Source organism: Paenibacillus sp. J31R109 (assembly GCF_059692055.1).
The window spans coordinates 161,039-186,476 of sequence record NZ_JCAUAR010000012.1; the positions used below are offsets into that span (position 1 = coordinate 161,039).

The 25,438-nt window shown below is 48.1% G+C and carries 21 protein-coding genes; 2 read left to right on the plus strand and 19 right to left on the minus strand.

Annotated features, from left to right (window positions below):
- Positions 1 to 151: 151 nt before the first annotated feature.
- The 18 genes from AC58QT_RS25420 to AC58QT_RS25505 form a co-directional block, all read right to left on the minus strand.
- On the minus strand, positions 152 to 937 hold the full coding sequence (locus tag AC58QT_RS25420) for a hypothetical protein (RefSeq protein ID WP_497411438.1): 786 nt from the start codon (positions 935 to 937) through the stop codon (positions 152 to 154).
- Between the two features lie 34 nt (positions 938 to 971).
- Positions 972 to 1,829: a sugar phosphate isomerase/epimerase family protein gene (locus AC58QT_RS25425; RefSeq protein ID WP_497411439.1), complete on the minus strand. Its 858-nt coding sequence runs from the start codon at positions 1,827 to 1,829 to the stop codon at positions 972 to 974.
- Positions 1,829 to 2,821 (minus strand): DUF6005 family protein, encoded by a 993-nt coding sequence (locus tag AC58QT_RS25430; RefSeq protein ID WP_497411440.1) that lies wholly within the window; start codon positions 2,819 to 2,821, stop codon positions 1,829 to 1,831. The genes AC58QT_RS25425 and AC58QT_RS25430 overlap by 1 nt, the downstream gene beginning before the upstream one ends.
- 17 nt (positions 2,822 to 2,838) lie before the next feature.
- Positions 2,839 to 3,117 (minus strand): petrobactin biosynthesis protein AsbD, encoded by a 279-nt coding sequence (asbD, locus tag AC58QT_RS25435; RefSeq protein WP_497411441.1) that lies wholly within the window; start codon positions 3,115 to 3,117, stop codon positions 2,839 to 2,841.
- Positions 3,117 to 4,391, minus strand: a complete 1,275-nt coding sequence (locus tag AC58QT_RS25440) for an AMP-binding enzyme (protein ID WP_497411442.1) — start codon at positions 4,389 to 4,391, stop codon at positions 3,117 to 3,119. Before AC58QT_RS25440 ends, asbD begins: the two co-directional genes overlap by 1 nt.
- Entirely contained in the window at positions 4,388 to 6,238 is a 1,851-nt protein-coding gene (locus AC58QT_RS25445) for an IucA/IucC family protein (protein WP_497411443.1), read from the minus strand. Before AC58QT_RS25445 ends, AC58QT_RS25440 begins: the two co-directional genes overlap by 4 nt.
- A complete protein-coding gene (locus AC58QT_RS25450; RefSeq protein ID WP_497411444.1) occupies positions 6,208 to 7,464 on the minus strand; it encodes an MFS transporter in 1,257 nt (418 codons plus the stop codon). Before AC58QT_RS25450 ends, AC58QT_RS25445 begins: the two co-directional genes overlap by 31 nt.
- On the minus strand, positions 7,461 to 8,804 hold the full coding sequence (locus tag AC58QT_RS25455) for a lysine N(6)-hydroxylase/L-ornithine N(5)-oxygenase family protein (RefSeq protein ID WP_497411445.1): 1,344 nt from the start codon (positions 8,802 to 8,804) through the stop codon (positions 7,461 to 7,463). The genes AC58QT_RS25450 and AC58QT_RS25455 overlap by 4 nt, the downstream gene beginning before the upstream one ends.
- Positions 8,797 to 9,348, minus strand: coding sequence for a GNAT family N-acetyltransferase (locus AC58QT_RS25460; protein WP_497411483.1), 552 nt, complete (start codon positions 9,346 to 9,348; stop codon positions 8,797 to 8,799). The genes AC58QT_RS25455 and AC58QT_RS25460 overlap by 8 nt, the downstream gene beginning before the upstream one ends.
- 80 nt (positions 9,349 to 9,428) lie before the next feature.
- Entirely contained in the window at positions 9,429 to 11,228 is a 1,800-nt protein-coding gene (locus tag AC58QT_RS25465; protein WP_497411446.1) for an IucA/IucC family protein, read from the minus strand.
- A gap of 2 nt (positions 11,229 to 11,230) precedes the next feature.
- Positions 11,231 to 12,751, minus strand: a complete 1,521-nt coding sequence (locus AC58QT_RS25470; protein ID WP_497411447.1) for a pyridoxal phosphate-dependent decarboxylase family protein — start codon at positions 12,749 to 12,751, stop codon at positions 11,231 to 11,233.
- Entirely contained in the window at positions 12,748 to 14,109 is a 1,362-nt protein-coding gene (locus AC58QT_RS25475; RefSeq protein WP_497411448.1) for an aspartate aminotransferase family protein, read from the minus strand. The genes AC58QT_RS25470 and AC58QT_RS25475 overlap by 4 nt, the downstream gene beginning before the upstream one ends.
- A 484-nt stretch (positions 14,110 to 14,593) precedes the next feature.
- The gene (locus tag AC58QT_RS25480; RefSeq protein WP_497411449.1) at positions 14,594 to 15,466 is read right to left on the minus strand and encodes an alpha/beta hydrolase; all 873 of its coding nucleotides are present in this window, start codon (positions 15,464 to 15,466) and stop codon (positions 14,594 to 14,596) included.
- A gap of 63 nt (positions 15,467 to 15,529) precedes the next feature.
- The gene (locus AC58QT_RS25485) at positions 15,530 to 16,558 is read right to left on the minus strand and encodes a FecCD family ABC transporter permease (RefSeq protein WP_497411484.1); all 1,029 of its coding nucleotides are present in this window, start codon (positions 16,556 to 16,558) and stop codon (positions 15,530 to 15,532) included.
- Positions 16,551 to 17,558, minus strand: coding sequence for a FecCD family ABC transporter permease (locus AC58QT_RS25490; protein WP_497411450.1), 1,008 nt, complete (start codon positions 17,556 to 17,558; stop codon positions 16,551 to 16,553). Before AC58QT_RS25490 ends, AC58QT_RS25485 begins: the two co-directional genes overlap by 8 nt.
- 15 nt (positions 17,559 to 17,573) lie before the next feature.
- Positions 17,574 to 18,575: an ABC transporter substrate-binding protein gene (locus AC58QT_RS25495; RefSeq protein WP_497411451.1), complete on the minus strand. Its 1,002-nt coding sequence runs from the start codon at positions 18,573 to 18,575 to the stop codon at positions 17,574 to 17,576.
- A gap of 100 nt (positions 18,576 to 18,675) precedes the next feature.
- The gene (locus tag AC58QT_RS25500; RefSeq protein ID WP_497411452.1) at positions 18,676 to 20,277 is read right to left on the minus strand and encodes an AraC family transcriptional regulator; all 1,602 of its coding nucleotides are present in this window, start codon (positions 20,275 to 20,277) and stop codon (positions 18,676 to 18,678) included.
- Positions 20,278 to 20,477: 200 nt separating this feature from the next.
- Complete coding sequence (locus AC58QT_RS25505; RefSeq protein ID WP_497411453.1) at positions 20,478 to 21,611, minus strand: serine hydrolase domain-containing protein; 1,134 nt, start codon at positions 21,609 to 21,611, stop codon at positions 20,478 to 20,480.
- 192 nt (positions 21,612 to 21,803) lie between these two features.
- Here AC58QT_RS25505 and AC58QT_RS25510 point away from each other — a divergent pair, with 192 nt between their 5' ends.
- Entirely contained in the window at positions 21,804 to 22,388 is a 585-nt protein-coding gene (locus tag AC58QT_RS25510) for a P-loop nucleotide/nucleoside kinase family protein (RefSeq protein ID WP_497411454.1), read from the plus strand.
- Between the two features lie 374 nt (positions 22,389 to 22,762).
- Here the strand turns inward: AC58QT_RS25510 and AC58QT_RS25515 are convergent, their stop codons facing one another.
- Positions 22,763 to 24,256, minus strand: coding sequence for a sialate O-acetylesterase (locus AC58QT_RS25515; RefSeq protein WP_497411455.1), 1,494 nt, complete (start codon positions 24,254 to 24,256; stop codon positions 22,763 to 22,765).
- Positions 24,257 to 24,464: 208 nt separating this feature from the next.
- Between AC58QT_RS25515 and AC58QT_RS25520 the strand changes: the two genes are divergently transcribed.
- A complete protein-coding gene (locus AC58QT_RS25520; protein ID WP_497411456.1) occupies positions 24,465 to 25,373 on the plus strand; it encodes an ArsR/SmtB family transcription factor in 909 nt (302 codons plus the stop codon).
- Positions 25,374 to 25,438: the final 65 nt, after the last annotated feature.

The following is a 25,438-nucleotide window of genomic DNA, read 5'->3' on the forward strand; positions in this document are numbered from 1 at the left end:
CTGCTGCTGTAACTCGAATTTTTCGACTTGCAGCACACATTTTTTGTGCACTAGCCTACGGGGGGCCCGTCAAATGCTAAAAAAGCTCCTTAGTTCCTGCATTTTTGCAGGAACTAAGGAGCTTTTTAGCTCGAGCACGAGCTTCCTTGTCTCAATGATGGTGCGCCAGATGCGCAAAGTACTTATCTATTCTGCGATCATCCTTGATCGTAGGACACGTGTAGCAATAATTATCATCGCCTGGCATGCGGAAATGCAGACAGCATTTCGAGCGGATCATAATCTTGTCCTCATCGACACCCGGTATATCAACGCAGCGGAACGCATCCGTTAACGGGTTCGCCCCAGCCGCGAACACATGGCTGGGATTGGCTTCGTGGATTAAATAGCGGAAATTATCCGTAATGTACGCCTTCTCCGAAGCTGTTTCAGCTTCTGTGCGCCATTCGTCTCGATAATAAATCAAATTATAAGAGATCGTTGCCCACAACGTTTGGACATCGATCCCGCTCCAGTCCACGATTTGCTCCAAAAAGGGTTGCGCATGGTCCGTAAACAGGTGGCGAGCATAGCTCTCTCTTTCCACAGCGTACGAGCCACTCCCTGCCCAATTCTCCAGCGAGTACGGAAACAGCAGACGGTAGTACAGATGCTTATTTTTGAGTGAAATCGCAACATTACTAGGAGACACATTTAAACAACGTCCATAGCGTACCCAAGCGTCCCATGCACCGGTAATGAAATGACTGTACCGCTTAACGAACAAAGAACTCGCTACTTTGTGATTAGGGGCACCAATTTGCTCAGCGAACTGTTCTAGCAGCTCCGCGATCCCCTTTTCGTCGTCCAGCCTATATTCCCTAATAAGCTCTGAGCTCTCTGAGGAATCGAGTAGTAAATGGTAATGTTTAAGCGAAGTTACGATGTCGCTAATCATGTTCAGCCATCCTCCAAAGTTATTCAATACCGACTTAGTCTAACACCGAGTGCAGTCGATTCAGCCGCCCCTGCAGCCAACCGATTTCCTCTTTAAGCACGCGCATAGGATCTGCGCCGAACCACTCCACAGATGCGAACTTACCGCTCTGACTAATTCGATCTATAATCGGGCGATAGTTTACCGCCCCTTTTTCCAATGATACCATACCTTTCCGGCTACCGTTCGCTGCATACACTTGATGAGGTTGAAATACACTGCAGTGGGCCAATGAAATCACATTTTTCAGATGAAAATAGGCTACCCAAGGCGACAGCAACTCGTAACTTTCTAATGGATCATCACCGGCTTCCCACATATGAAGAAAATCCAAGTTCAACCTAACGGCTTCATGGTTAACCTCCATCATTAACCTATGAGCAGCACCCTTATGATCCGCCAATGTTCCTGGGTGTGTTTCCACAAGCAATTCAATGCCCTGATTCATACACAGGTCTCCAAGAATTCGTAATTGACGGACTGTTTCTTCGTACTCCGCCGCGTCCACCTCTCTGCTCCCGCGCATGCCTGCAAAAGTACGAATTTTGCTTGTTCCGAGCCAACCTGCGATAGCTAGCAAATCCTTGCACTTGGCAATCGTATCTGCGAAATGAACCTGTGTGCCCACATCTAGATAATCGCTGATCATCGAGACCGTCAAACCAGCCCCCTCAAGGATTGCTTTCTCTGACCCATCCCGTTCCTTATACAAATGACCAGCATGAGCTCCCCATACTTCTAGCCCGTCGAAGCCTTCGGCCCGCGCGAATTGGACCAGTTCCTCGAATGAAATCAACGTGTGACGAAAGGTAATGGTGCAGAGCGAGCATCGTAATCTAGCCAATTCTGACATTAAATAGTCCCCCCTTTCACATTTGCGTACTGTGCCGCAGACCATAAGGTCAACTCACGTTCCAATTCAGACTTAATGCCCCGTTCAATGGCTTCTGCCTTATCCAACGTCTCTAGCATGGAAGTAAGCTGCTTCGTACTGCCTGTCAGCGACATCTTAATAGCCATGAATTGCAACGTATTAAAAGCTTGAACCAAATCACGGATTTGCTGCGCCCAATACTCATAATTATCCCTAGGCAATTGCAGTTCATCATGAAAAAACATCAGGGCATAGTCATACCCGTATTTGCGTATCACAATGACGTAAAGATGCTTCAGCGCATCCCCTAGAGAGACAATCTTGGCTGGATCCTCCGTTAATCCTACGACAAGTGTTCGAAGTCCAGTAACCAACTCATTCTTATCGAGATGAAAGGCATCATAAAAGTAAGCAATGACTTCTTCCGGCGTCGGCGTTTTAATTTCTAGAGCATCCATATAAAACCCGTCAGGGTAAGCATTTTGAACAAAAGCTTGGAGCACCTGCTCGCGGCTAACTGTCCCCTCCCATTTCATATCCGCATCCAGCATGAACCATTCATCTTCACGTTCCGTAGCCGAAACGATCACATAATGAGGGAATGGATTCAAATTAAACTTATTTTCCCGTTCTGGCATCAGAGACATATCGATCTGAACCACGACGTGTCGATGACGAGGGGCTTGCTCGACAAGCTCAATTAGTTTAGCCGCATTTGTTGCCGGATTTTGATGGGGGTCATGCCATTGCACGCTCTTAACACCAAACAAGCGTTCGTTCCACTCCATTAACCGAGTAGGCTTAAATGAGTCTGAATAATAGGATAAGCCCGATTCATGCCATCCAAACTGCTCTTCCCACACGTTAAAATAAAAAGGGCGATAATCGACGTTGCTATGTCTTTTGACCACTTCGCACATGCAGCTGAGCACACAATGAACCTTGATGCGTTGATCTTTCCAACCGAACATAACCGTGCCCCCTTCCTTCACTTCCGTAGTTCCTCTGCTACACTGACTGGAGTCAACCTATCCATAAAATCAAGCAGCGTCCCTACCGTGTCAAACACTCGTGGATCGACTTCTTCCTCTGGAATGCTGAGGCCAAATTCAACCTCAATCCAGACTAGCAGCTGCATCATCATGACAGAATCGATACGAAGATCCTCGTTCAATCGGTGTGATTCTTCTAGGACAGGCAGCTGCGCTAAAAGCAACTTGGTTGCCATAATGGCATGCAATTTTTCAATGCGTTGTTCCCTTGTCATTAGCTTAATTCAGCCTCCTCCAGCAATTTACGACTAATTTTCCCTGTTGCAGTTCGTGGAAGCTTCGTCACACAGGCTACTTTGGATGGCACTTTATAAGGAGGCAATTTCTGTATACACCACTCACGGATCATCTCCGACGTTATCTCAGGATCTGCCACGACCATGCAGCACGCAATCTCCCCCATCACGGGGTGACTACCTCGGTAAACGACACACTCGCTAATACCTGGCATCTGGGAGATTACGTTCTCCACTTCAAGGGGATACACTTTTAAACCCGATACATTTATGACATCATCCGCTCTGGCTAAAAGGTGTAAAGCCCCTTGATCTTGATAAGCAAGATCACCCGTACGGATGACCTGATTCTCCACAGAGATGATTAACTCTCGTGGCTCATCAGATGATGCACCTGCCTCAACCAACTGAATGTGCCCTAACAACTTGCCTATATAAGCGCTGTTACGAAGAGAACGATTTATACTGATACATCCCGCTTCCGAGCAGCCGTACTGTTGAAGTAAACCACCAGTCGCCATCGGGGCCAATTTATCTATTAATCCTTGCGGCATCGGTGCACCAGAACTCATGAACTGATAGAACCGAATGTCTGACGGAAAAGAGGTCAGAACATGCAGCGTCATAGGGACGCCATAGACAATATGCTTTGGTGTATCCCGCAAAAGAGCGAGCGTTAACTTAGGGTTCGTATAAGCGGCAACATGAGGTACGACTTGACGCGCCATAGCGGCAAGCACACCACTGATAAGGCCGTAAGAATGACTCACGGGGGAAATCACGATTGGCGTAATCGAACTATCCAAACCAATTGCTGCATTATAGGCAGTAATTTCTGCCTCAATAGACGGCCAGCTTCTGCTGATTAACTTCGGTTTGCCTGTCGTGCCTGAACTAAACATACAGATGGAAGGCTCCTGTGAGGAGGTGATATCAGATTCACTTCCAGCTATCGGCAAGTACCCGCTATCCACAGATTGGTACACAAGTCCGATGCAACCGGCTTCTTGGCTAAGCGTCTTTGCCGTTTCGAGCGGTGTCTCTCCGTGCAGCAGCAGTGCAGATACCCCTAGCTCCTTCAGATAGAGCACAAGTGGAACCAGCTCAGCAGCATTTGAAATGCATACAGCAAGCCGTTTCCCGGATTTCCATGCTTCCCTTGTGTACTGCAAAAGACTCCATGCTCTCCAGCGAGCTTCTAGATCATCCCGGCCGAAATACGTTTGATTATAAGCAAACAATTTCTTATTCAAAGACGAATCCCCTCTCTGTTTGTGCGGTACGAATTAGGAAGGAAGGCAGACAATGGATTTGGCACTTCATGCGACAACCCTTTGGTTTGTAAAGCCAGCCGCTTATGCGTCAATTGCTCGACACGCGTTGTCGGGGCAAATAAATCCAACGTGCCAAAGCGTTCTTTCCAACGTGCATCTCGTTCAATATGGCGATGAATGCAGGCAGCCGTCATTTGCCAGAATTGCCCCTCTTCAAAGCCGTAACGATCGTGCAGCATCATCGCTAGCTCTCCAAGATTCACAAAGAATAACGCACCAAGTGTCAAGTAACGCAACGGCGCTATATCCTCTACTTCGAAGTTCGCCCTTTCCTCCTTCAGCACGTACCGTTCATGAACTTGTGTTAAATCCGGACACAAATCGGGTCTGCTCAGGAAGGATCGATTATACAGAACATCCTCGTGGAAATCCTTTAATGCTAATCGTTCAGGCAAGCCGTCTCGATGCACCATCACCATATTTTGCGCATGTGATTCTGTCGCCACGCCATGAACAGCAGCCAGATGGAGAACAGGCAAGATACACCGCTCAAGAAGGCGGTTAACCCACGTCTCAATCCCATAGGTCTGCAGCCATGGCTCGATGTAAGGAGTCCCATCGCGTTCCAACGTACAAAGTGCATAGAAAGGAACCGTTTCCTCTCCGCCTCGTAAATAACCGTGCAAGCTTTCTCGCCAAATGCAGCCGATAGCTGCGTACAATGGGGATGGCGTACTCCCTTGCGGATCATACGAAAGAGCAGCAATTTCCCGCAGTAAGATAAGCTTAGCTTCATTCTTTAAATAAGGGTCTTCGTCGACCAAAGTCTGCAGCCAAGCTGATAAGACTGGTGCCGTGACCGTATAGTGCGGGAGCAATTGCCGGGAACTTGATGTATTTAATAAATTCATGGAAAGTTTGACATAGGTTTTCTGTGGTGCTGTTCGGTTAGAAAGCGTTCGAATAGACTGCTGCGCGCGATACTCATCCTTCGAAGGCGACAAAAGCATCATGCGCTCCTTGTTAAACTCCTCTGCATAAGCAGGTGCAATAATTCGGCGCCACTGCCAGGGATGCACGGGTACGAACGCATATGCCTCTGGCTCCCAACCTTCACTCTGCAGCAATTCACGAAACGACTCTAAAACCTCATGTCCCAATTCTTCACGCAGCAGGCCGTCAAATGTAAGATCAGGCAATACAGCGATTCGGCTCTCCGCTTTGCTTACTGCCAGCCATAAAGGTTTCACATCTTGGGCAAATTCAGGGCCATACATGAGATGATCCCCATAGTCAAACCCGATGCGTGACTTATAGCTAGGGTGATAGCGATGTCCATCCATGACAGCCGATTCCAGCTCTTCGCCGCTCAGTTGATGCAAATCCGTATCTCCCAGCATCCGGACATACTGCGCCATCGTATCCTTGAGAAGCGTGTGCTCCAGCTCATCTGTGAACGAGCTTAGCTTATTCCCATCTGTCCCCGGCACATTGAGCACTTCCTGAATAAATAAGCGAAGCGAGAACGCCTCTGCTTCTCCATCGCTCCCAAGCCGCAGAAGCGGAGCATTTTCCTGTAAACGAATGCGACCAAATGTGAGCTTTCGTTGTCCTAGGCACCTATAAACCACATTCCGACCATCGGCATCCTGACCCTGCAGATCGAATCGCATAGCGTCTCCAACTGGTTCTGAACGTGGTACAACAATGCCTTCATAAATGACCGATTCCACCAATTGTCGAAAAATTCTTCTACGCACTTGTATGTAGCTCTCGGATTTCAGAGCTTCAAGTGCTATGAGGTCTTGCTGCCATGTACTCCCCATGTGGTTGCCTCCTTCGGTGTGCTATAGATATTGGACCATTTAAACAGCAAGCCATTCACCAGACATAGCAAGGCAGCTGCCAATAGCGGCGCATACAAGCCAACTTGGATCGATAAAAAGGATGAAATCAGCGGAGATAATAACTCGCCTGCGGTCTGAAAAGATACCATGACACTGAAAGCTATTGCCGCTGATGCTCCTTCTCCTTGTTCCCTTTGGAACAAGATGACATCAAGTACGGCCATCGTGATGGCTAGAAACATCCCGTACAGGATACGTCCTGCGATCAATCCACCTATACTCTCCGTCATCCCTTGCGTGATCAAACCGATAGCCATGGCTACCACGCCAACCATATACGCGACAGGCAGTCTCCCTGGTTTAGCTAAACTACGAAGAAACGGCAATAGAATGAGTGCACAGACGTGAGGGAGAAGAAACAACATACCCGCTAGTTCTATCGATAAGCCAAAGTCCTTTTCCACATAAGGGGTAAAAAAGGGTCTGACCACTTGATTCGCGATCGTTAAAGTAAGAAACAGCAGCCCCAGCATCACAATCGTTCGATCATGGAGCAAGTTGCGTAACAACCCTTTTGAACCACCAGCATCACGTCGATCTTCCTTCTTTGCATTACTATTCCATCCCCAAAGAACCACAACACAAACGCACAATTGAATCACATCCGCAGCTGCTGCCCCATAAAACAACGTTAATGGATGTTCCATCTGAAGCATATGAGCACCCACCAAGGCAGCGATCAGAACCGCTGTATGATGAACGGCATGAAACTTTGCCGCAGATCCGGCTTGAGCTCCGTTGTCGCTAAGTTCCATAATGATTGGATAAATCAACATATAGCTGCTTTTAAAAATAAGCAAACAAATCGTCAGAATGAGGAATTCTGTCGCACTCTCCGCTTGCGCCAGCAGCGCTGTCGATAAGGCCGTTCCTGCCTGACCGATGAGCAGCAGACGCTTAGCTTCCCATTTGCGGGTCAACCACCCCCACAACGGCGAGCAGAGAACGACTGTTAGTCGGCAGACAAACAAATATAAACCTGTGTAACTGTAGTCCTCGATTCCAAAAACCTGGTGGAAAAACTGCGGATAATAAGGTGACAGCAGCACTTCTGTAAACAGTCCTAGGAACATGCAGCCTAGAAGAGCAGCCTGCATACCTGTTCGCATTCTGCGACTGGGCGCTTTAGGATTCAGTATTTTCATCGGTTAACCCCGAATTGTTGAAACACATTGCGACTCCTGATTGGATAAACCTCACGCTGAGCCAACTGCTTAATTATTACGCTGTTCCGATGAGCACCTAGCCCAAGATCAGGTGCGCCTACACCATGCGTATGTAGTTCCCCATTTTGAATAAAAATCTGGTTCTCCCCGCTGGTTCGCAGTTTCAGTGAATAATTCTCAGCGATGTCCAAGCGTCCTTTCGCATCTCGACAAATATAGGGCTCCAATGGACTTAAGCAGGCCGGTTCGGCATGCTCGTAGCCCGTCGCCAGTATGACGATCTCGCTGGTATGTTCAAAAGCAGCATCCTGCTGCAATTGTCGGCAATGCAGTTGGTAGCCATCGTTCCCAAGATCTGAAGTCGGAAGCAGCCCCTCCACTTCGGTTAGGGACAACAGCCTAACACCTGGCCCTTCCTGTCCACCTACCCCAGCCTCGTACAGCGTATCGTAGATATCGGCGATGGTGTACGCGCTAATACCCTTATACAGCAAGCCTTGCCCAGCCCTGATGCTATCCTTGCGTTCGGGATCAAGGTCGTAGAAATACTTTGAATATTCTGGAGAAAAATGTTCAAGACCGAGCTTGGAATACTCCATCGGGAAGAAGCCTGATGAACGAGTAAACCAATCCAAGCGATACCCATTGTCACTTTGCGCTCTTAGCAAATCCAGCACGACTTCGGCTGCACTCTGTCCAGAACCCACGACCGTGATCGAGCGCGCTTTCAGGCATCGTTCCCGATTCGTTAAATAATCGGCTGAGTGAAAAACATTCGGTCCACTTACCTGCTGAAACCGTTTCGGAATATGTGGTCTACTCCCAACACCTAGTACCAAGTTACGGGCAACATAGGTCTTTGTTTGCTCGGTCTGAAGCTCTTTCGCCTCCACGACAAAGTGGGAACTGGCTTCACCTTCTTCCAAACGGATTCCGCTCACTTCGTAGCCGAAACGGCAAGAGGCTAATCGTTCCGCCGCCCATTTGCAATAATGGTTATATTCCTTACGAGGAATTTGGAACTTCTCTAGGAAGTAAAAGTGATACAATCTGCCATGCTCATGCAAATAATTGAGAAAGCTGAGCGGATGCGTCGGATCGGCCATCGTCACCAAGTCCGCGAAGAAAGGAACTTGCAGGGTCGTCCCCTCAATCAACATACCTGGATGCCAATTGAACTGTGGCTTTCGTTCCAAGAATTGAGCCTTCAACTCGGGTACGCGTGTTAGTAGCGCAGCAAGACCGAGATTGAAAGGACCGACTCCGACTCCCAGCACATCCCATTCCTCTGAATGATTTGGAACAACTCCCCTAGCCAATAGGTATCTCCCTCGTTTCTCTATCTATCACTTCAAAAACTTCTCGCTCACACAGCATCAACGCAGCCTTTTTATCTGGAAGCTGCACTTCCTGCCCAAAACGGAAGCCGCATTTCTCGAAAATATGATGCATCTTCGCATTCCGAATATCTGGCTCAGCCACGACTCGCTTGGTACCTGGATGCATAAACTGCACACGTACGAGAGCTTTCAACAGCGGAAATGCATAACCCTGCCCGAGATAGCTTGGCGGACCAATCAGCAGATGTACGCCTTGATCATCCGGAGCTGCCTCATAATAAGGTTCAATCACATCAGACTTCACCCAATAGGATTCAAAATAGCTCATCGGCTCTCCATCCAGCTCACCAATGCATAGCGTCTGATGCGGATCGGCCAGGAAACGCTCCAAGTGGCTCTGATAAGCCTCCAAAGATATGTTCAGTTGCCAGAACGGAACGACATGCGACTCCTGCTGCCAACTATGCAGCATCAACAAATCCCGCTCCAGATCGACCGGACGGAACGTAATCGTCTTGCCAATCGAGGGATCTTCGTAGGCTACAAGAGAAGGATTTTCAAAAATTTGCTTCAAATTGCGATTGGAATGACCCGACACTTTCGCTACACCTCCAGAACCAGCGGATTGTCCACGAGCACATAGACCGACTGATTTTCGAGAGAACCGACTAACTCATCCATATCGTAAAGTCGCGTGAGCAGATTTGCTTTACATGGGATCTTAGCTTCCGTTAACAAGCTTTGCAGGAAAATCGAAGGCTCTCTGTTCAACGGAAGGAACTCCGCAAGCACAGATCGCAACTCACGCAACAATTCCCGTTCATCAGCAAGTCCCGCTGTACCAAAACCATTAATCAGACCGAACAGATGGTTAAAAATAACATAATAGCGGAAACGTTCATCGGCAATTGCATCATCGCAAAACGTATGGCTTCTATCGCCAATACCTGGCAACTCCTTGTTCAAATGTTCCTTCATGGAATTACAGAAATAATAGCCCTGATTGTCCCGATAATAATAACGGCTTGGGTATCCATTGTTCAGCTGGACAACACTGTTCTGCTGATGAGCTTCCAGCGCAATACCGTGTGTGACATACAGCCAGATCATTGGCTTTAGAGACATACTCAAATAAAGTCGAAACCAGTCCAGACTTACCGCTTCCGTTGAGCGGGCCTCCTGCTTAGCCAATCGGCGAATAATCGTGCTTAGACGAGATTCAGAGCCAGGCAACGGATCTTGCACGAGTGAAGCCACAAGTGACACTTGCTGAGCTTGCTTCCCTTGAAACGGATTTTCGCGCAGAACGACTTCGAATCCAGACTCTTCCTGCCCTTCCAAAGCAATCGATACATAGGCAGGATCCTTCACAATAGCGAACGCTGGATATTGTTTGGATACCTCGCCGACTTTGGTTTGCAGCATGCGAGATACTTCAACGCCACGTTCCAATTCTTTGAATAGATTGACTCGTACCGAATTGGTAATCCGCACAGGAACGGACCCTTTTGGCATAAAAGGCGACTCTGGATGATACATCGTGCGGAACGATGAGGTTGCCGAGTAATAACGCCCTATTGGACCTATATCTTGAAGCAAGCCCGCTTCTAGCAGCTGCTGAACGGCTGGCTTCCCAAGTACTTCTTCCGCCTGCAAAGGATGCAGTGGAATCAACGTATATTCATCACTCTCTGTGTAAAGTGCCTGAACTTCTGCGCGACGGAGATCCGCTTTAATCCATTCCGTTGCTGTTGTATGCTCAAGTGCAGAATCCTCACGTACAATGCTGCGATGTGCACGAAAATAATGCAGTTGGAACTGCCCTTTTAACTCCGGGGAAAACACGGATTGCATGCTGGCTGGAACCCCGTCCCGACATTTCGGTGTAGGATGGAGCAAATGTCCGAACAATAAGGATTGCTCGGCTGTAATAAAGTCGCCATCAAAGCCATATAACTGGTCCCGATCGCCGTCACGGGCAGCGACAAACTGCTCAATGCTGGCACAGCTTTCTTCGATTTGCTGTAACAAATCCTCTATACGTTCCGGCGAATCCACTTTGACGAAATGACCTAATTCATGAACGAGCCGCCGGGCTAATTCCAGCTCATCTTCCCTATCTCCGTCATGCCCCTTGCTTCCCTTCCACTGCAGGGGGAATTGAAACAGATGTCTTCCTGTCAGCGATTTATGTTTGACGGAAACGAGGATACTGCCTCCTTGACTGACCAAAGGCACTTCCAACGCCCATGTACCTTCAACTTCACGCCAATCCCCCAGTCCAGTTTCCCTGAGAAAGCTGTTTAGCAAGCTTTGTAGCGTAGCTCTAGCTGCCGTCCGATACGAGTCTCCCCCCTTTTCGTCAAAAGTTTGTACGTTTTCCAGTAATCCATCCTGGATCATGATTAAACTCCCCTCAGAGCATGCTGCTCGATCACATATTGTTGTTCTAATTTCATACCTATGCGAACGACATGAGCCAAAATATTAGCCGTATCCTGCGGTGTCGTTAACGGATTGAGCAGCGTGAACTTTAGACACGCCTTTTCCTTCACTTTCGTTCGAGCAATAACGGCAATACCACTCGCAAGGAGACGATCTCGAATACGGTGATTGATCTCATCCACCTGTGAGGAATCGATCTCTCCGGAAGGTAGATAGCGGAAAACGACGGCATTTAACGTCGGTTGCGCCAATAGTTCGAGTGCTCTTGCTTGCCGTATTTGTTCCGCTGTGTGCAAGGCAAGCTCCAGCGTGTAATCAATCATGGCCGCGAACTTTTCACGACCTAGGTGCTGCAGTGACATGTACAGCTTCAAAGCATCAAACCTACGCGTTGTCTGAATGGATTTGCCGACAAGATTAGGTACCCCTGCCTGATCGTCTTCTTGTGGATTTAAATAATCGGCGTTCAGCCGTAGATAGCGATAGTGCACGGAATCTCGCAATAAGAACGCTCCGCAGCTGATCGACTGATAAAATAATTTATGGAAATCGACGGTAATCGAATCCGCTAAAGCAATTCCCTCTAGCAGGTTTGCGTGTTTATCGCTTAGGGCAAGTGCACCACCATAGGCTGCATCAATGTGAAACCAAATGTCGTGTTTGCGAGCAAGAACCGCTAACTCAAGCAACGGATCGATACTGCCGAAGTCTGTTGTGCCGGCTGTCCCCACCAAGGCAAAGGGAAGTAATCCGTCTTGATGCAATCGATCGATTGTATGTTCGAGCACATGGGCGTGCATCCGCCCTAACGAATCAACAGGAATTGTGATAACTGCCTGTTGTCCCAAACCTAACAGAGCCGCTGATTGCTTGACTGTAAAATGAGCCGCTTCTGAGCACAGAATGCGCAGACGGTCCCCCTGTGGAGGTAAGCCCCACTGTTGCACGTTCCAGTTCCATTTTGAATAGGCATAATGATCCCTAGCCAGCCCCAGCCCCATGAAGTTAGACTGCGTTCCCCCGCTGGTGAATACCCCATCGCTGATCCCCTTGTCATAGCCGAACAGCTCACATAGCCAGCCAATCATTTCTTTCTCTAGCATGGTTGCCGACATGCTCTGATCCCAAGAATCCATGGATTGGTTCAGCGTTGCCAGCATGGTCTCCGCCATAAGTGAAGCTTGAAGCGGCGGGCAATGAAGGTGCGCCACACACGCAGGATGATTCACAACTGCCGCATGTTTCACCACCGTCGTACCGATAAATTGAAGCAGTTCCTCCATGCTCACGCCCTGCTCGGGACAAACCTGCCGATCGCGAAAAGCCGCTGCCAAATCCTGCGGCGCAGCCCCGCTGTAAGGCTTTTCTGCTGCTGCAAAATCACGAACGAGCACCTCGACTGTTGCTTGCATATGCTTACGGAAGAGCGTTTGACTCTCCACCGTGGTGTTTAAGAAGTCGGATGCGAAATCCCTATTCAACCGAGCACCCCCTGAAGGCTTAACGACTGACGATCCGCTGCCATTACAGCCTCATGGAAAATCTCAGCAATTCGATCAATCTCTTGCTCCGTTACATTGAGCGGCGGCAAGAAGCGAACAACGCTGCCATGACGTCCGCCAAGTTCAAGAATCAGGCCACGTTTCAGACATTGCTGTTGAATTTCGCGGGCAAGCCCTTGATTAGCCGGATAGCTGCCAATTCGGTCAGCTTCCCGTTCGGTGTCCACAATCTCAGCACCGATCATTAAGCCTCTGCCTCTGACTTGACCGATACATGTCACAGCCGTCTTGGTTTGCTCTAAGTGCTTGCAGAGCTGTTCACCAACGACTGCCGCATGTTCAACTAGCCGCTCTTCCCGAATAATTCGCAGCGTTGCCGTACCAGCAGCCATCGCTAACTGATTGCCACGGAATGTACCTGCATGTGCTCCTGGCTCCCATTTGTCCAGTTCTTCGCGATACACGATGACCGACAGCGGCAGACCCCCACCTATAGCTTTGGAGATAACGATCACATCAGGAATGATGCCCGCATGTTCGAACGCAAACATCCGGCCCGTTCTGCCGATTCCTGTCTGCACTTCGTCAATAATTAAAGGGATTTCTCGTTCTTTCGTCATTCTACGAATTTCTCTGGCCCATGCATGAGGTGCTGGAATAACACCGCCCTCCCCTTGCACTAACTCCATAATCATCCCTGCTGGTGAAAGCACTCCGCTTTCCGGATCGTCTAACAAATGTTCGATATAGCGGCTGCCAATTTGATGGCCTTGCTCTCCACCAATACCAAATGGACAACGATAATCATACGGATATGGCAAAAATTGCGTACCTGGCAACAATCCGCCCACTTGCCGTTTCGGGCCCAGGTTCCCCGTCAAGCTAAGCGCACCGCTGGTCATCCCATGATATCCCCCATGGAAAGACATCATTCCGCTTCTTCCCGTTGCTGTCTTCACTAACTTCATCGCTGCTTCTACGGCATCTGCTCCTGTCGGTCCGCAAAATTGAATGCGGGCATTTTTCGCAAATTCAGCTGGCAATATATCAAAGAGCTCATCTACAAAATTCTCTTTAACCGGCGTAGTCAAATCCAGGGTGTGTAACGGCAGACCTGTCGTTAAGACCTCTTTCATCGCCTCGATCACGACTGGGTGATTGTGGCCTAGGGCAAGTGTTCCTGCTCCTGCAAGGCAATCGTAATAAGTGCGGCCATCTGCATCTTTTACCTGAATACCTCTGGCCTCTGTAATAGCAATAGGGATCTTTCGAGGGTACGTTCGTGCATTAGATTCCCTCCTCCTCTGACTTTCAAGATATTTCGCATTGCCCTTCATAAATGAATCGTTCCTCCTTTAGGAAAATGATCATGAAATGACTCTTGCTCCATTCTGGCGAAGAGGCTTGGTAATAATTTACACAACTCACCGCCATTGTAAATGATAATCATTATCAATGCAACCCTATATTTTTCTCTTTTTATTGACCTTTGATCGAACATGAAGAGAAACCATACGAGGATTGACTTACATCTGACGATATGCCGATCCCCCTCCGCATAAGACAGATATACAAAACTTTCCCCTTACAAAACCGTCGCTCCTCCTATTTCCTCCCCCTAAAGGGTCACTAAAAAATTGGTAGTTGACAATTATATTTCCTTGATTTAACATTTATTAGTGATAATGATTCCCATTATCATCTTAAAACTATTCTGAAGCAAATTCATTTCAAAAAAATTTCAAGCAAAAAAGCCCGATATCTCTTCACGCCTAAGCGCTAGATATAGAGCTTTTTAGAAAATTCCATGCTGGACTTATTTTATGTCCTTCTCAAAAAGCGAACAGCACGGCTGACCAGTGCAGGAAGCACCGAGACATGCCCTTCCCCTTCAAACTCATAATAGTCCACATAAAGCTTCTCTCTTGGTAAAAGCGCTAGGCGCTCATACAGCTCTCTTGCATTCTCACTCATGTTACTTGGGTGCTCCCGCTCTAGTTCTGCGGTCGTCATGAGCAGCTTGTGGTTTAGCTCTGTGGAGCTGAGATTAGCTAAGTATTGATCTTCTTGTTCCTTCAGTATGACCTTGTTCCAGTGAATCGAAGGGCTGCCAGCTATATAGGTCTGATACGTTTGCGGCTGTGTGAACATCGTTTGCAGCACGAAAAGTCCACCCAATGAATGACCCAAAATCGCTTGTTGCCTCGTATTAATCAAGTAATCGCGTTCAATGCGTGGTTTGAGTTCCTGCTCAATAAAGACTCGGAAGGCATCTGCGCCCCCAAGCTGTGGCCGAGCAGCATCCTTGTTACGCACAGGTAGCGCATCCAGCACTTCTTGAGGCGTTGGCATCGTAAAGTCATAAAAACGCGAGGAATCGAACGGCTCATCCGTCGGATATCCGATTCCTACCACGACTGCAGGGTAGACGCCAGTTTTCTCTGGGACTCGTGATTGTACACGCAGCGCTTCAACCATCGTGGCAAAAAGTGCATTCGCATCCAGCAAATAAATAACTGGGAACCCTTCCGGTGGTGCTTCTTGCGCAGGCTTGAAGACGTAAATTTGATAGGGTTGCTCTCGTGTAGCGCTATGAAGAAGATACTGTTCAGTGTTTGGTAATGTAAAAGACTGACGGACAACTCCACTCGAAGTTGTTGGAGTCTCGATGGATGGATCGGGTACACGGGTCATTTGGTTTCCTCTCTTCTTCGAACATATACTGATAATCGTTCTCCCAGGTGCGGCCACGAAGCACTATCGGCGATGCTTATTCCGATAGAGCAGCCAAACAAAGTACGGCACGCCAATAATGGCGATCACGACGCCGACGGGCATCTCCACCGGCGCGAACGCCATCTTGGCGATGAAATCGGAGATCATCACCAAGAGCGCGCCGACGATCGCGCTGACAGGCAGCAGCCGCCGATGCGTGATGCCGACGAGTCGGCGAGCGATATGCGGCGCCATGAGGCCAATAAATCCGATGCTGCCAGAGACGGATACGCAGGCACTGACAATACCGATGCTGCTCAGCAGCAGGATCGCCTTCTCTTTGTCCACGGCAGCGCCTAGCCCGCGTACGCTCTCTTCACTGAGCTGGAACACATCCAGCACAAGGGATCGCCAGATCAGAACTGGCGTCAATAACAGCAACCAGGGCAGCATGGAGATGATGTACTTCCAGTTCGCGCTATAAATGCTGCCGGATACCCAGACGGCCGCCATCTCGAAATCTTTGGCATTCATTTTGAGCGTAATGAACACCGTCACTGCGGATAAGCCCGATGCAATCGCAATCCCCGTGAGCAAAAGGCGCTGCGAATCTAGCCGTCCATTCTTTTGAGAGAAGATATAAATGAGAAGCGCTGCACCCAGCCCTCCAGCCAAGCCCACGACCGGCATGGCAAGAATCGCCGCCCATCCTGTACCTTTGACCTTCCCTTGAAAGAAGAACAAGAAGATGACCATCGCCATCCCCGCTCCCGCGTTGATGCCCAGTATGCCGGGATCGGCCAAATTGTTCCTCGTCAAACTCTGCACAACCGTTCCCGCCATACCTAAACCCATACCCACCAAGAGAGCGATAACAATACGTGGGAGCCGGAACTCTAGGATGACCAGATCATGATCATGCTGCGGATCAATTCGCAACAGGGTCTTAACGACATCTTTCAACGTAATGTCAAACGCACCGTTTGTAAGAGAAACATACGCCGTCACTAACAAAAGGCTAATCCCAATAACGACTTGCAACGCGAAACGTCGATCACTTTTTTTATCGATGAGACTCCCCTCCTCGTGTACGAATAAGATAGAGGAAGAACGGAACACCGAGTATGGCGGTGACCACACCAATCGGCATCTCGAACGGATAATTGAGGAAGCGACTCAGCACATCACATAGCCCTAGGAAGACAGCGCCGATTACAGCCGAACAAGGGATAATCCATTTGTAATCAATCCCAGTTAAAAACCGAGTAATATGAGGAACTAACAAACCTACGAATCCAATTTTACCTGCAATAGCCACAGAAATCCCTGTCAGTAACACAACACTTAGTGTCGTTAATAATTTAACATGCAACGTTTTCTGACCAAGAGATACGGCAATTTCGTCCCCTAATGAGAAAATGGTCACCGACTTGGACATCCATATGGCGAGTCCCAGGCCAACAACGGCAAAAGGAACCGCCAGCATAATCAGCTTCGGGTCCAATTGATGGAGACGTGCGTTATACCAGAAGCTAATATTTTGGGAAACTTGAAAATACATCGCAATAGCAGCAGACACACTGCTCAGAAATGTCCCAATAAGCGTCCCTAGAATCGCCAATCGAACAGGTGACAGTCCCCCTGGCAATAGCGAAGCTAGCCCGAATACAATCACGATACTTAACGCCGAGCCAGCAAAAGAGGCCATAATCATAGCCATCATCGAGGAATATGGTGCAATAACCATGCAAACAGTTACCGCGAAAGCGGAGCCATCAGATATGCCCATGATGGAAGGGGATGCCAGATAATTCCTAGTCATCCCCTGCATGAGAGCGCCCGACACCGCTAGGAAAGCGCCGACGAGCAGCGCCCCAATAACCCTAGGTAGTCTAGCATGCATGATAATTTGATGATCAACATTGCCAGGATCAAAGTGGACAAAAGCCTCGATAATCCGGCTAAAATCAATACTTTTGGCCCCATACGTAATGGACAGCACGATCGTAAAAAACACGGCGAAAGGTGCTGCCAATAAGATGAGGGTTGGTGCGGGAACTCTCCATTTCATAGCGCTACACTCACTTTACTTTGCTCCAATTAATTTAGAGCCATTAATTGCTTCTAAGAATTTAATTTTGCTGTAAGCTGTACCACCTTGTAAAAGTGGATCTACAAGATTCGTATATAATTGACCATTCTTAACGGCATTAATATTTTTGAAAATAGGGTTGTTCTTCAGATCCTCAAATACCTTCGGTGTATCCTTATTCTCTTCCTCAGAGAACTCCACGATTAAGTAATCCGGGTTCATCTCGGAAAGCTTTTCAAGTGAAATATTAGCTTGTGCTTTCGCCGCTTTTACTTCCGCTGGAACGGTTGCACCTAATTCGGCATAGATAGATGGATTAAAGAAGACATCTTCCGGATAGATGAACAAGCTGCCTGAGCGAACGCGAAGTGCCAATACCTTCTTATCTTTGAAAACAGGACCGATTTTTGCTTTCAAGGCTGCTGAATCTGTTTTGTACTTATCTAATACTTGCTTCGCTTTATCTTGTTTACCTGTCAGTTCGGCAAGCAAATTTAAGTTGTTTTCCCAGTCCGTTGCAATGTGGGAGACTGGAATCGTTGGCCCGATCTTGGAGATTTTCTCAATCGTCTCCGCCGGGAATTTCGTACTCATGAGAATGACATCTGGCTTCAATTTCAAAATCGTTTCAAGGTTCGGCTGTGCTTTCTCGCCTACACCCTCCGATTTATCCGTAATTGGCGCGAATACCGCTGGGAATTTACCGCCAACCGTTAATGCACCCACGGGCTTCACATCTAGCAGCAAAGCATCTTCCAAAGACTCGAGTGCACCTGTAATGACGATTTTGTCCGCTTTTGCAGGAACGGTAAATTCTTTGCCAACGTATTTAATGACCCTTGGTCCTGAAGGCGTTGCTGCGGGAGCGGCTGTTGGAGCTACTGTAGGCGCTACCGTACCTGCTGCTGCAGGGGCCGTTTCTGTTTTCCCCCCGCCACATGCCGTCAACCCTAATAGAACCAATGTCGTAATACCGATCGTTGCTAACTTTTTCATTTTTCTTAAATCCCCTCTCTATCCACTACGAATGATAATCATTCTCATTAAATTATAAAAGAAGTTGCCCATGCCGAACATGGACAATATACGGAAAATCTCATGTACGATTGTCACATAAATGCTCACGAAGATCCTGAATCATGCGCTCCATGGCATAGGCAGAGTACTCTCGCCACGGATCCGAAGAGATGAGGTGAACCCGATTTCTACGTACAACTTTTAAATCCTTCCATACCATGGACTTTCGGATTCGCTCCCAATGCTGCAAAGTCTCAGATTCCTGCCTGATATTGAGCATCAAGTGATCCATATCTAATTGAGCCATCTCCTCGAGCGTTAAGCAGTGATTAGCCTGAAACTGCTCTAACCCGCGTGGTGCCTGCAAAGCCAGATCTTCAAACACATCTCGCATCCCGCGTGTCGGAAATAGAAAGAAGCTATCGCCAAGTAGGCTGACAAATAATACGGTGTCACCCTGCAACTCTTCATCCAATTGTTCTCGCACCAATTTTACTTTGCGATTATAGCTATCTATCCAAACAACAGCTTCATCTAAAGCACCAACGATCTGCGCTGTTGCGTGGAGCTGTTCTTGCCAGGTTTTATCATACAACGGGATGATATGTACGGGCGCTATTTGTGACAACCGCTCCTTCTCCTGCACTTGCAGTTGGTCCGTACTAAGGATGTAATCCACTTGGCTGTGTGCCAAGACGTTCACGTTCGTCTCCCAATCCTCATTAAACCGATACCCACTCAAGTGCAAAGGGATATCTGTCCGATAGTTATTATAATAGTAGGAACTCCATTTGGGGTGTAAGGGAGCGGCGAAAGGCATGATTTTGAGCGCAAGCAATTGTCCTAGCACGGCCACAGAATAGGCAACAATTCGTTGTCGGCGGTTTTTCAAATAAACAGTCGGCGAGACACCAACCTCTTTCTTAAACATGCGGCTAAAATAAAACTCATCATTGTAGCCCACTTGGTAGGCGACATCCTTCAAACGTACATCGGTATGCAGCATAAGCTGCTTCGCCATGTTCACCCTGACTTCCGTCAAATAGTCGATGGCTGTTTTACCGTATGTCTTTTTGAATAAACTCACGTAATATTTCGGACTAATTTCGGCCATCCGCGCGAGCTGTTCAATCGACATACTTTCCCTAAAATTAGCCTCAATATAGCTCTTCGTACGATCCATAGCGGCGCGTGAGTCCAATTTGGCATTCTGACGTATGTGCGTCATTACCCAGTATATCAATTCTAAAAAAACAGGCTGACCTCGAAATCGCTCTACCGCACTTTCACTTCGACTGCACAGACAGAGTTGCTCACAGAGCTGATTTAGTGTGCTCTCGATATGAATAGGCAGCTCACCCAAAAGTGGAAAAATCACTTCTTTGTCCGAAGTATCGCCATGAATATCAAATGTAATTAAATACAGTTCCGACTTCTGTCCCTCACAAAAGCCTATGGTTTGGCCCGGCGCTACGACATGTACCGTGTCCGACTGCATACGATAGGTTTGCAAATCTATTCTCAAATCGCCTTCACCTTGCTTGACAACCATCATGCAATAGGAAGACATAAACTGCTGTGTCAATTTCCCCTCTTGAACGAGCTGGGCAGTACGGAATTTAAGCCATGTATGATCAAGGCAAAGGAACGTGTCTTCATCTTTAGTACATACTTCAGACAAGATAGCAGCCCCTTTCTTTTTGTGTAAATGAGAATCATTATCAATATAAAATTTAGCACACAAAGAGAAGGCCTGTCAACGCTTTACGGACCTTCTTGTCGTTACAATTGGGGTGGATCTACACGTTCTCATCTGCGCTCGCAACCGAGAAATCAGCACAAGAAAAAGCCGCCATCTTCCGATGTGCGGCTTGTCCATGTTTAGATAACAGCTGATGCCGAGAAAGCTTGAATGGCTTGCTTTAATTGCGCATTGGCTACGGGGTTCTCCGTGAGCCCTTTGTCGGATCGAATTGACTGAAGCACATGGAGCAACAAGCCTTCCGGCATATCCACATCATCCGTATTGGCAGTTAGCGCAACAATCACATCCAAATCCGGTATAACAAATATGCGTCTGCCACCTGAACCCGATGCATAGAAAACATCCATTTCTTTGCGGCTTCCTCTTACGATTCCTTTGGCAAGCGTTTTGGACCACCAATAGTAGCCGTACGTGCCTCGGGTACCGTTACTATAATTCAAGTGAATCCGCTTTGCCAATGAAGTACGAATCCAGGCTTGGGGAATAATTGATTTCCCTTCCCATTGCCCTTCTTTGAGATAAAGCAAGCCTATCTTAGCCATATCTTCAAGTGTTAAAGCAAGCGCCCAAGCACCGATTGTCATTCCGTTGTGGTCATGGTTCCAGCTCACATTTGTAATGCCTAGCGGTTCGAATAACCGTGACTTGGCATAGTCCAACATGGTCATCCCCGTAACCTTTTCAAGCACAGCCGAGAGTAAGTGCGCATCTCCGTTAGAATAATTGAACACTTCACCTGGTTCATGTTTGACAGGACGGTCTAGGATATACTGGATCCAATCCGGTTCATGCATCATTTCGTTCGATGAGTGCTCCTGATAATTATCCCAAGAGAGGCCTGAAGTCATACTAAGCAGATGCTTTAATCGAATCTTAGACTTTAAGGGATCTTTCTCTAACTCTGGGAAAAATACAGCTAGACGCTGCTCTGGACTTTTCAGCTTACCTTCTGCTAAAGCAATACCGACTAGTGCCGATGTTACACTCTTCGTTACTGATTTCATATCTTGCGGAATTTCCGCTTGAATTCCTTCTTTATAAGCATCCGCAACCAACACACCATGACGAATAATGGCTACACTATGCACACCTTGTTTATCAAAAACCTCGAAAGTCTTAGCTAGCGTTGCCGAGAATATACCTTGTGCTTCGGGCGTTGAAGTTGGCCAGCCCTGTGTTGGCCAAAGATCTGCAGGATGGGATACTGTTCCATATCCACTTTGAGGTGGACTAGTTACATTCGTTAACATGTAATCGATCCTTCCGATTTAAATTAACCCCTATATCTCCTAAATATACGAGAAAAATGTGATGTAATTATAGCCGAAAGCTTAAAGGAACCTTTAATTCAGCTGAAAGTTTCCTGAAAATCGAACTTGTAAACGCTCTTATGTTACAATCTTATGACATATGCTTTAAAAGCCATTCTGCGGAGGTTACCTATGCGTAAATTAATCTTTTTTATCGGCCCTGCAGGTGCGGGCAAAACAACACTAGCAAAAGCTTGGGTGCGCCGACATGGCGGAGCTTTCTTGGATATGGACACCTTGCTGCGCCCTGCCGCGGAAGCGATCATGACGCTTGCCGGGCAAGACCCAAGCGACCGGGATTCACCGTTTTACAAGGCGCACTGCCGAGATTTAGGATATCGCATCACCATGGACGCGGCTCTGGAGCAGTTATCCGTTGGGCAAGATGCCGTCGTGATCGGCCCTTTTACAAGAGAGCAAGGGGAGCCGCTGTGGCTGGAAGGAGAGTTGGCTCGTATCGGAGCAACGGTACATGATGTCACCGTTAGGGTGATATATGTGTATTTGCCGAGCGAGGAGGCTTACAAGGAGCGTATTCGTGTAAGGGGATCAGCTTTAGATGTGTGGAAGCTAGAGAATTGGCAACAATTCCGACCCGCGCTGCAGCGCAGAGAGGTATCGTGGCACATAGCACCGTCGTCGCTCATGTACTGGGACAATTCGCAGCCGGTTTCGGAGGCAAGGGAGGCGGAGTTGGCTTCGTTTATCCTTGCTTGATCGGAGGATAGTTCGACTTACAGCGCATAGCAGCTCGACTTTCACTTCTGTAACTCGAATTTTTCGACTTACAGCGCACCGAAGCTCGCTTTTCACTTCTGTAACTCGAATTTTTCGACTTACAGCGCACCGAAGCTCGCTTTTCACTTCTGTAACTCGAATTTTTCGACTTACAGCACGCAGCAGCTCGCTTTTCACTTCTGTAACTCGAATTTTTCGACTTACAGCACGCAGCAGCTCGCTTTTCACTTCTGTAACTCGAATTTTTCGACTTACAGCACACCGAAGCTCGCCTTTCACTGCTGTAACTCGAATTTTTCGACTTACAGCACGCAAAAAAGCGTCCACTCCCAAGAGTGAACGCCCTCACAACCTCATCTATTCTCACGTATCGTGCGGAACGTGCCAGCTGGCAAACCAAGCCCATTCAACAAGTTGGCCTCTGTGTAATTGGTCCAAGCATATCTCGCCCTCGTTGGCTTCGCGACTGCTGGATGCCACAGCACAACCGTGCTGCCATCGATGCTCGCCTCTGCTGCCACGAAAGGCCCCTCCGCTTCAGCAAGCTGGAAGCCGATGAGCCGTTCGCTCCCCTCAGCGAGCGCCAATCCGCCTTCGGTATGATCAAAATGGAGCACAACCCGCCCCTCCTCGATCTGCAGCTCGCGGTATACAGGCCCTGAGCTAGTGAGCTCGCGCGCGTAGACATGCTCCAAGACTGTTAAAGCGAGCCTGTACCCCACCGCACGCTTATCCCGCGGATGAATGTCATCGCGCTCGCCGCAATCCAAGGCAATCGCCATCCCCGTATGTGGGATACGCTCATTCACCATTGTTTGGGATTCGCGAAGCAGCGCCCACTCGTCCCCATCGGGATTACCTTCATAGCTAAATGAAGGAAGCTGCACGAAATGGAAGGGAAGATTGTCCTTTTGCCAGAGTGACCGCCAATAGTCGATAAGTCCTGTCAGCAGCTTGTCATACACGTCCGCTCGTTTAACATCGCTCTCCCCTTGGTAGAACAGGAAGCCCTTTAAGCCGTAAGGTGCGATTTTGAGCAGCATCGTCTCATATACACCACAAGGCCTCATGGGCGTATGTGGATTCGTAGGAGGCGGCCACGGATAGCCCCCTAACTCTTCTATGGTAGCCCCTGCTGCTTTGCGCTTCTCATAATCAGCAACCGCTTGATCATAAGCTTGCCCAATACGCTCATAGGCGACCCAATCAAAATCCTTGATCTGCTCGGCAAACGTATCCAGATACACCTGCAGCTCTGGGTACTGTTGAATCGTTGCTTCATTTACCCAACAAGAAGCCGAGGTACCGCCCCAATTGCAGCCAATGATGCCAATCGGTATCCCCTCAGAAGCCTGAATATGCTGGGCAAAATGATAAGCAACTGCCGAAAAGTCCGGCACATGCTCAGGCAGCGCCTTTTTCCAAGAAGCGTTCATCGGTGTTTCTATGGCAGGGTTAGCCCATTCCACGCGGGGGACATCGAAGTAACGTATAAGCGGAAAATGAGCTTCCGCGATGTCCGCCTGCGCGTGATCTGTCTCCCTTACCGGCCACTCCATGTTAGATTGACCGCCAGCTAGCCAAACGTCCCCAAAGTAGACATCTTGGATTTCCATTAGTAGCTGCCCCTCCGAGCTAACGGTTAAGATATGAGGACCTCCCGCTTCGGATGCGGGCAATATCACCTGCCACTTGCCGTTGGTAATGAGGCTATGTACCTGCTGTCCTTGGCACACCAAGGTAACGCTCATCCCCTCAGGGCCCCTCCCCCATATCGGATTCTCTTGATTTCGCTGCAATATCATTCCTTCAGAGAAGATCGCGTGCAGCTGAAAGCGTTTGCTCATTTTCACACCTCGTTACCTGTATTTGGTTAAAAGATAGCTTCTTTCTCCTTACCATGATACATGATTTGGCTGATGATGAACGTCCTTTTTTTGCACAAATCAGGCTGAATGACGTTATTATTTCTCAAAAATCTAATAAACAGGTTGTTTAAATAACCTACAGGTTATACAATAAAGAAAATATGCACGTAAAGTTGAGGTTCCCCCTATGCAAATTGAGGTTACATCCAAAAACATGCCCTTCCTGGAGTGCTTCTCCTCGGAGACTCGTGTGAAAATGATTGAATTACTAGGTGAAGAGCCATTAAATATTAAACAGCTTTCCCAGCGACTAGAGATTTCGTCGGCCATTGTGACCAAGCATATCCAGAAGCTGGAGCAAGCTGGCATCGTGCGTTCGGAGAATGTGACTGGTGTGCGCGGTACACAGAAGATTTGTTACCTGCAGCTGGATCAAGCCACTCTTCAGTTTAGGTCGAAGAAGCCCTATGAGCTTCCAACCACGACGGTTGCGATTCCCATCGGTCAATACTCGGCCTTTGATGTGAAACCAACATGTGGCTTGGCTTCCCCAACCCAACTGATCGGGGTACTGGATGATCCACGGTATTTTGCCGATCCGCAGCATGTACAAGCAGGTATTCTCTGGTTTGGCAGCGGTTATGTGGAGTACCGTATCCCGAATTTTTTCCACAGCAATCAGAAGCTTCGTACACTGGAAATCTCATTCGAAATTTGCTCGGAAGCTCCTGGCTTTAATGAGAATTGGCCCTCTGATATTTCTTTTTCGATCAACGACAAGCCACTTGGACAGTGGACCTGCCCTGGTGATTTTGGCAAACATAGAGGTGTACTCACTCCAGATTGGTGGGGAAATGGCAATACACAGTATGGTTTGCTAAAAATCATTACGGTGAATCCGCAAGGCTCATTTCTGGATGGCACACAAATATCGTCCACCACGATTCACGACCTAAATATTACATTTTCGCAGGATATTCATTTCCGCCTTGCCTCCTTGGAAACAGCAGCGAATTGTGGCGGTGTTACCCTCTTCGGCAAACAATTCGGCAACTACGCACAAGATATCATTGTCACGATGCAAGAGGATAAGTAGCAGGCTAACTGGCAGCAAAAAAGACCCCTTATTCCCCTCAATAAAACGGGAGGAATCGGGGTCTT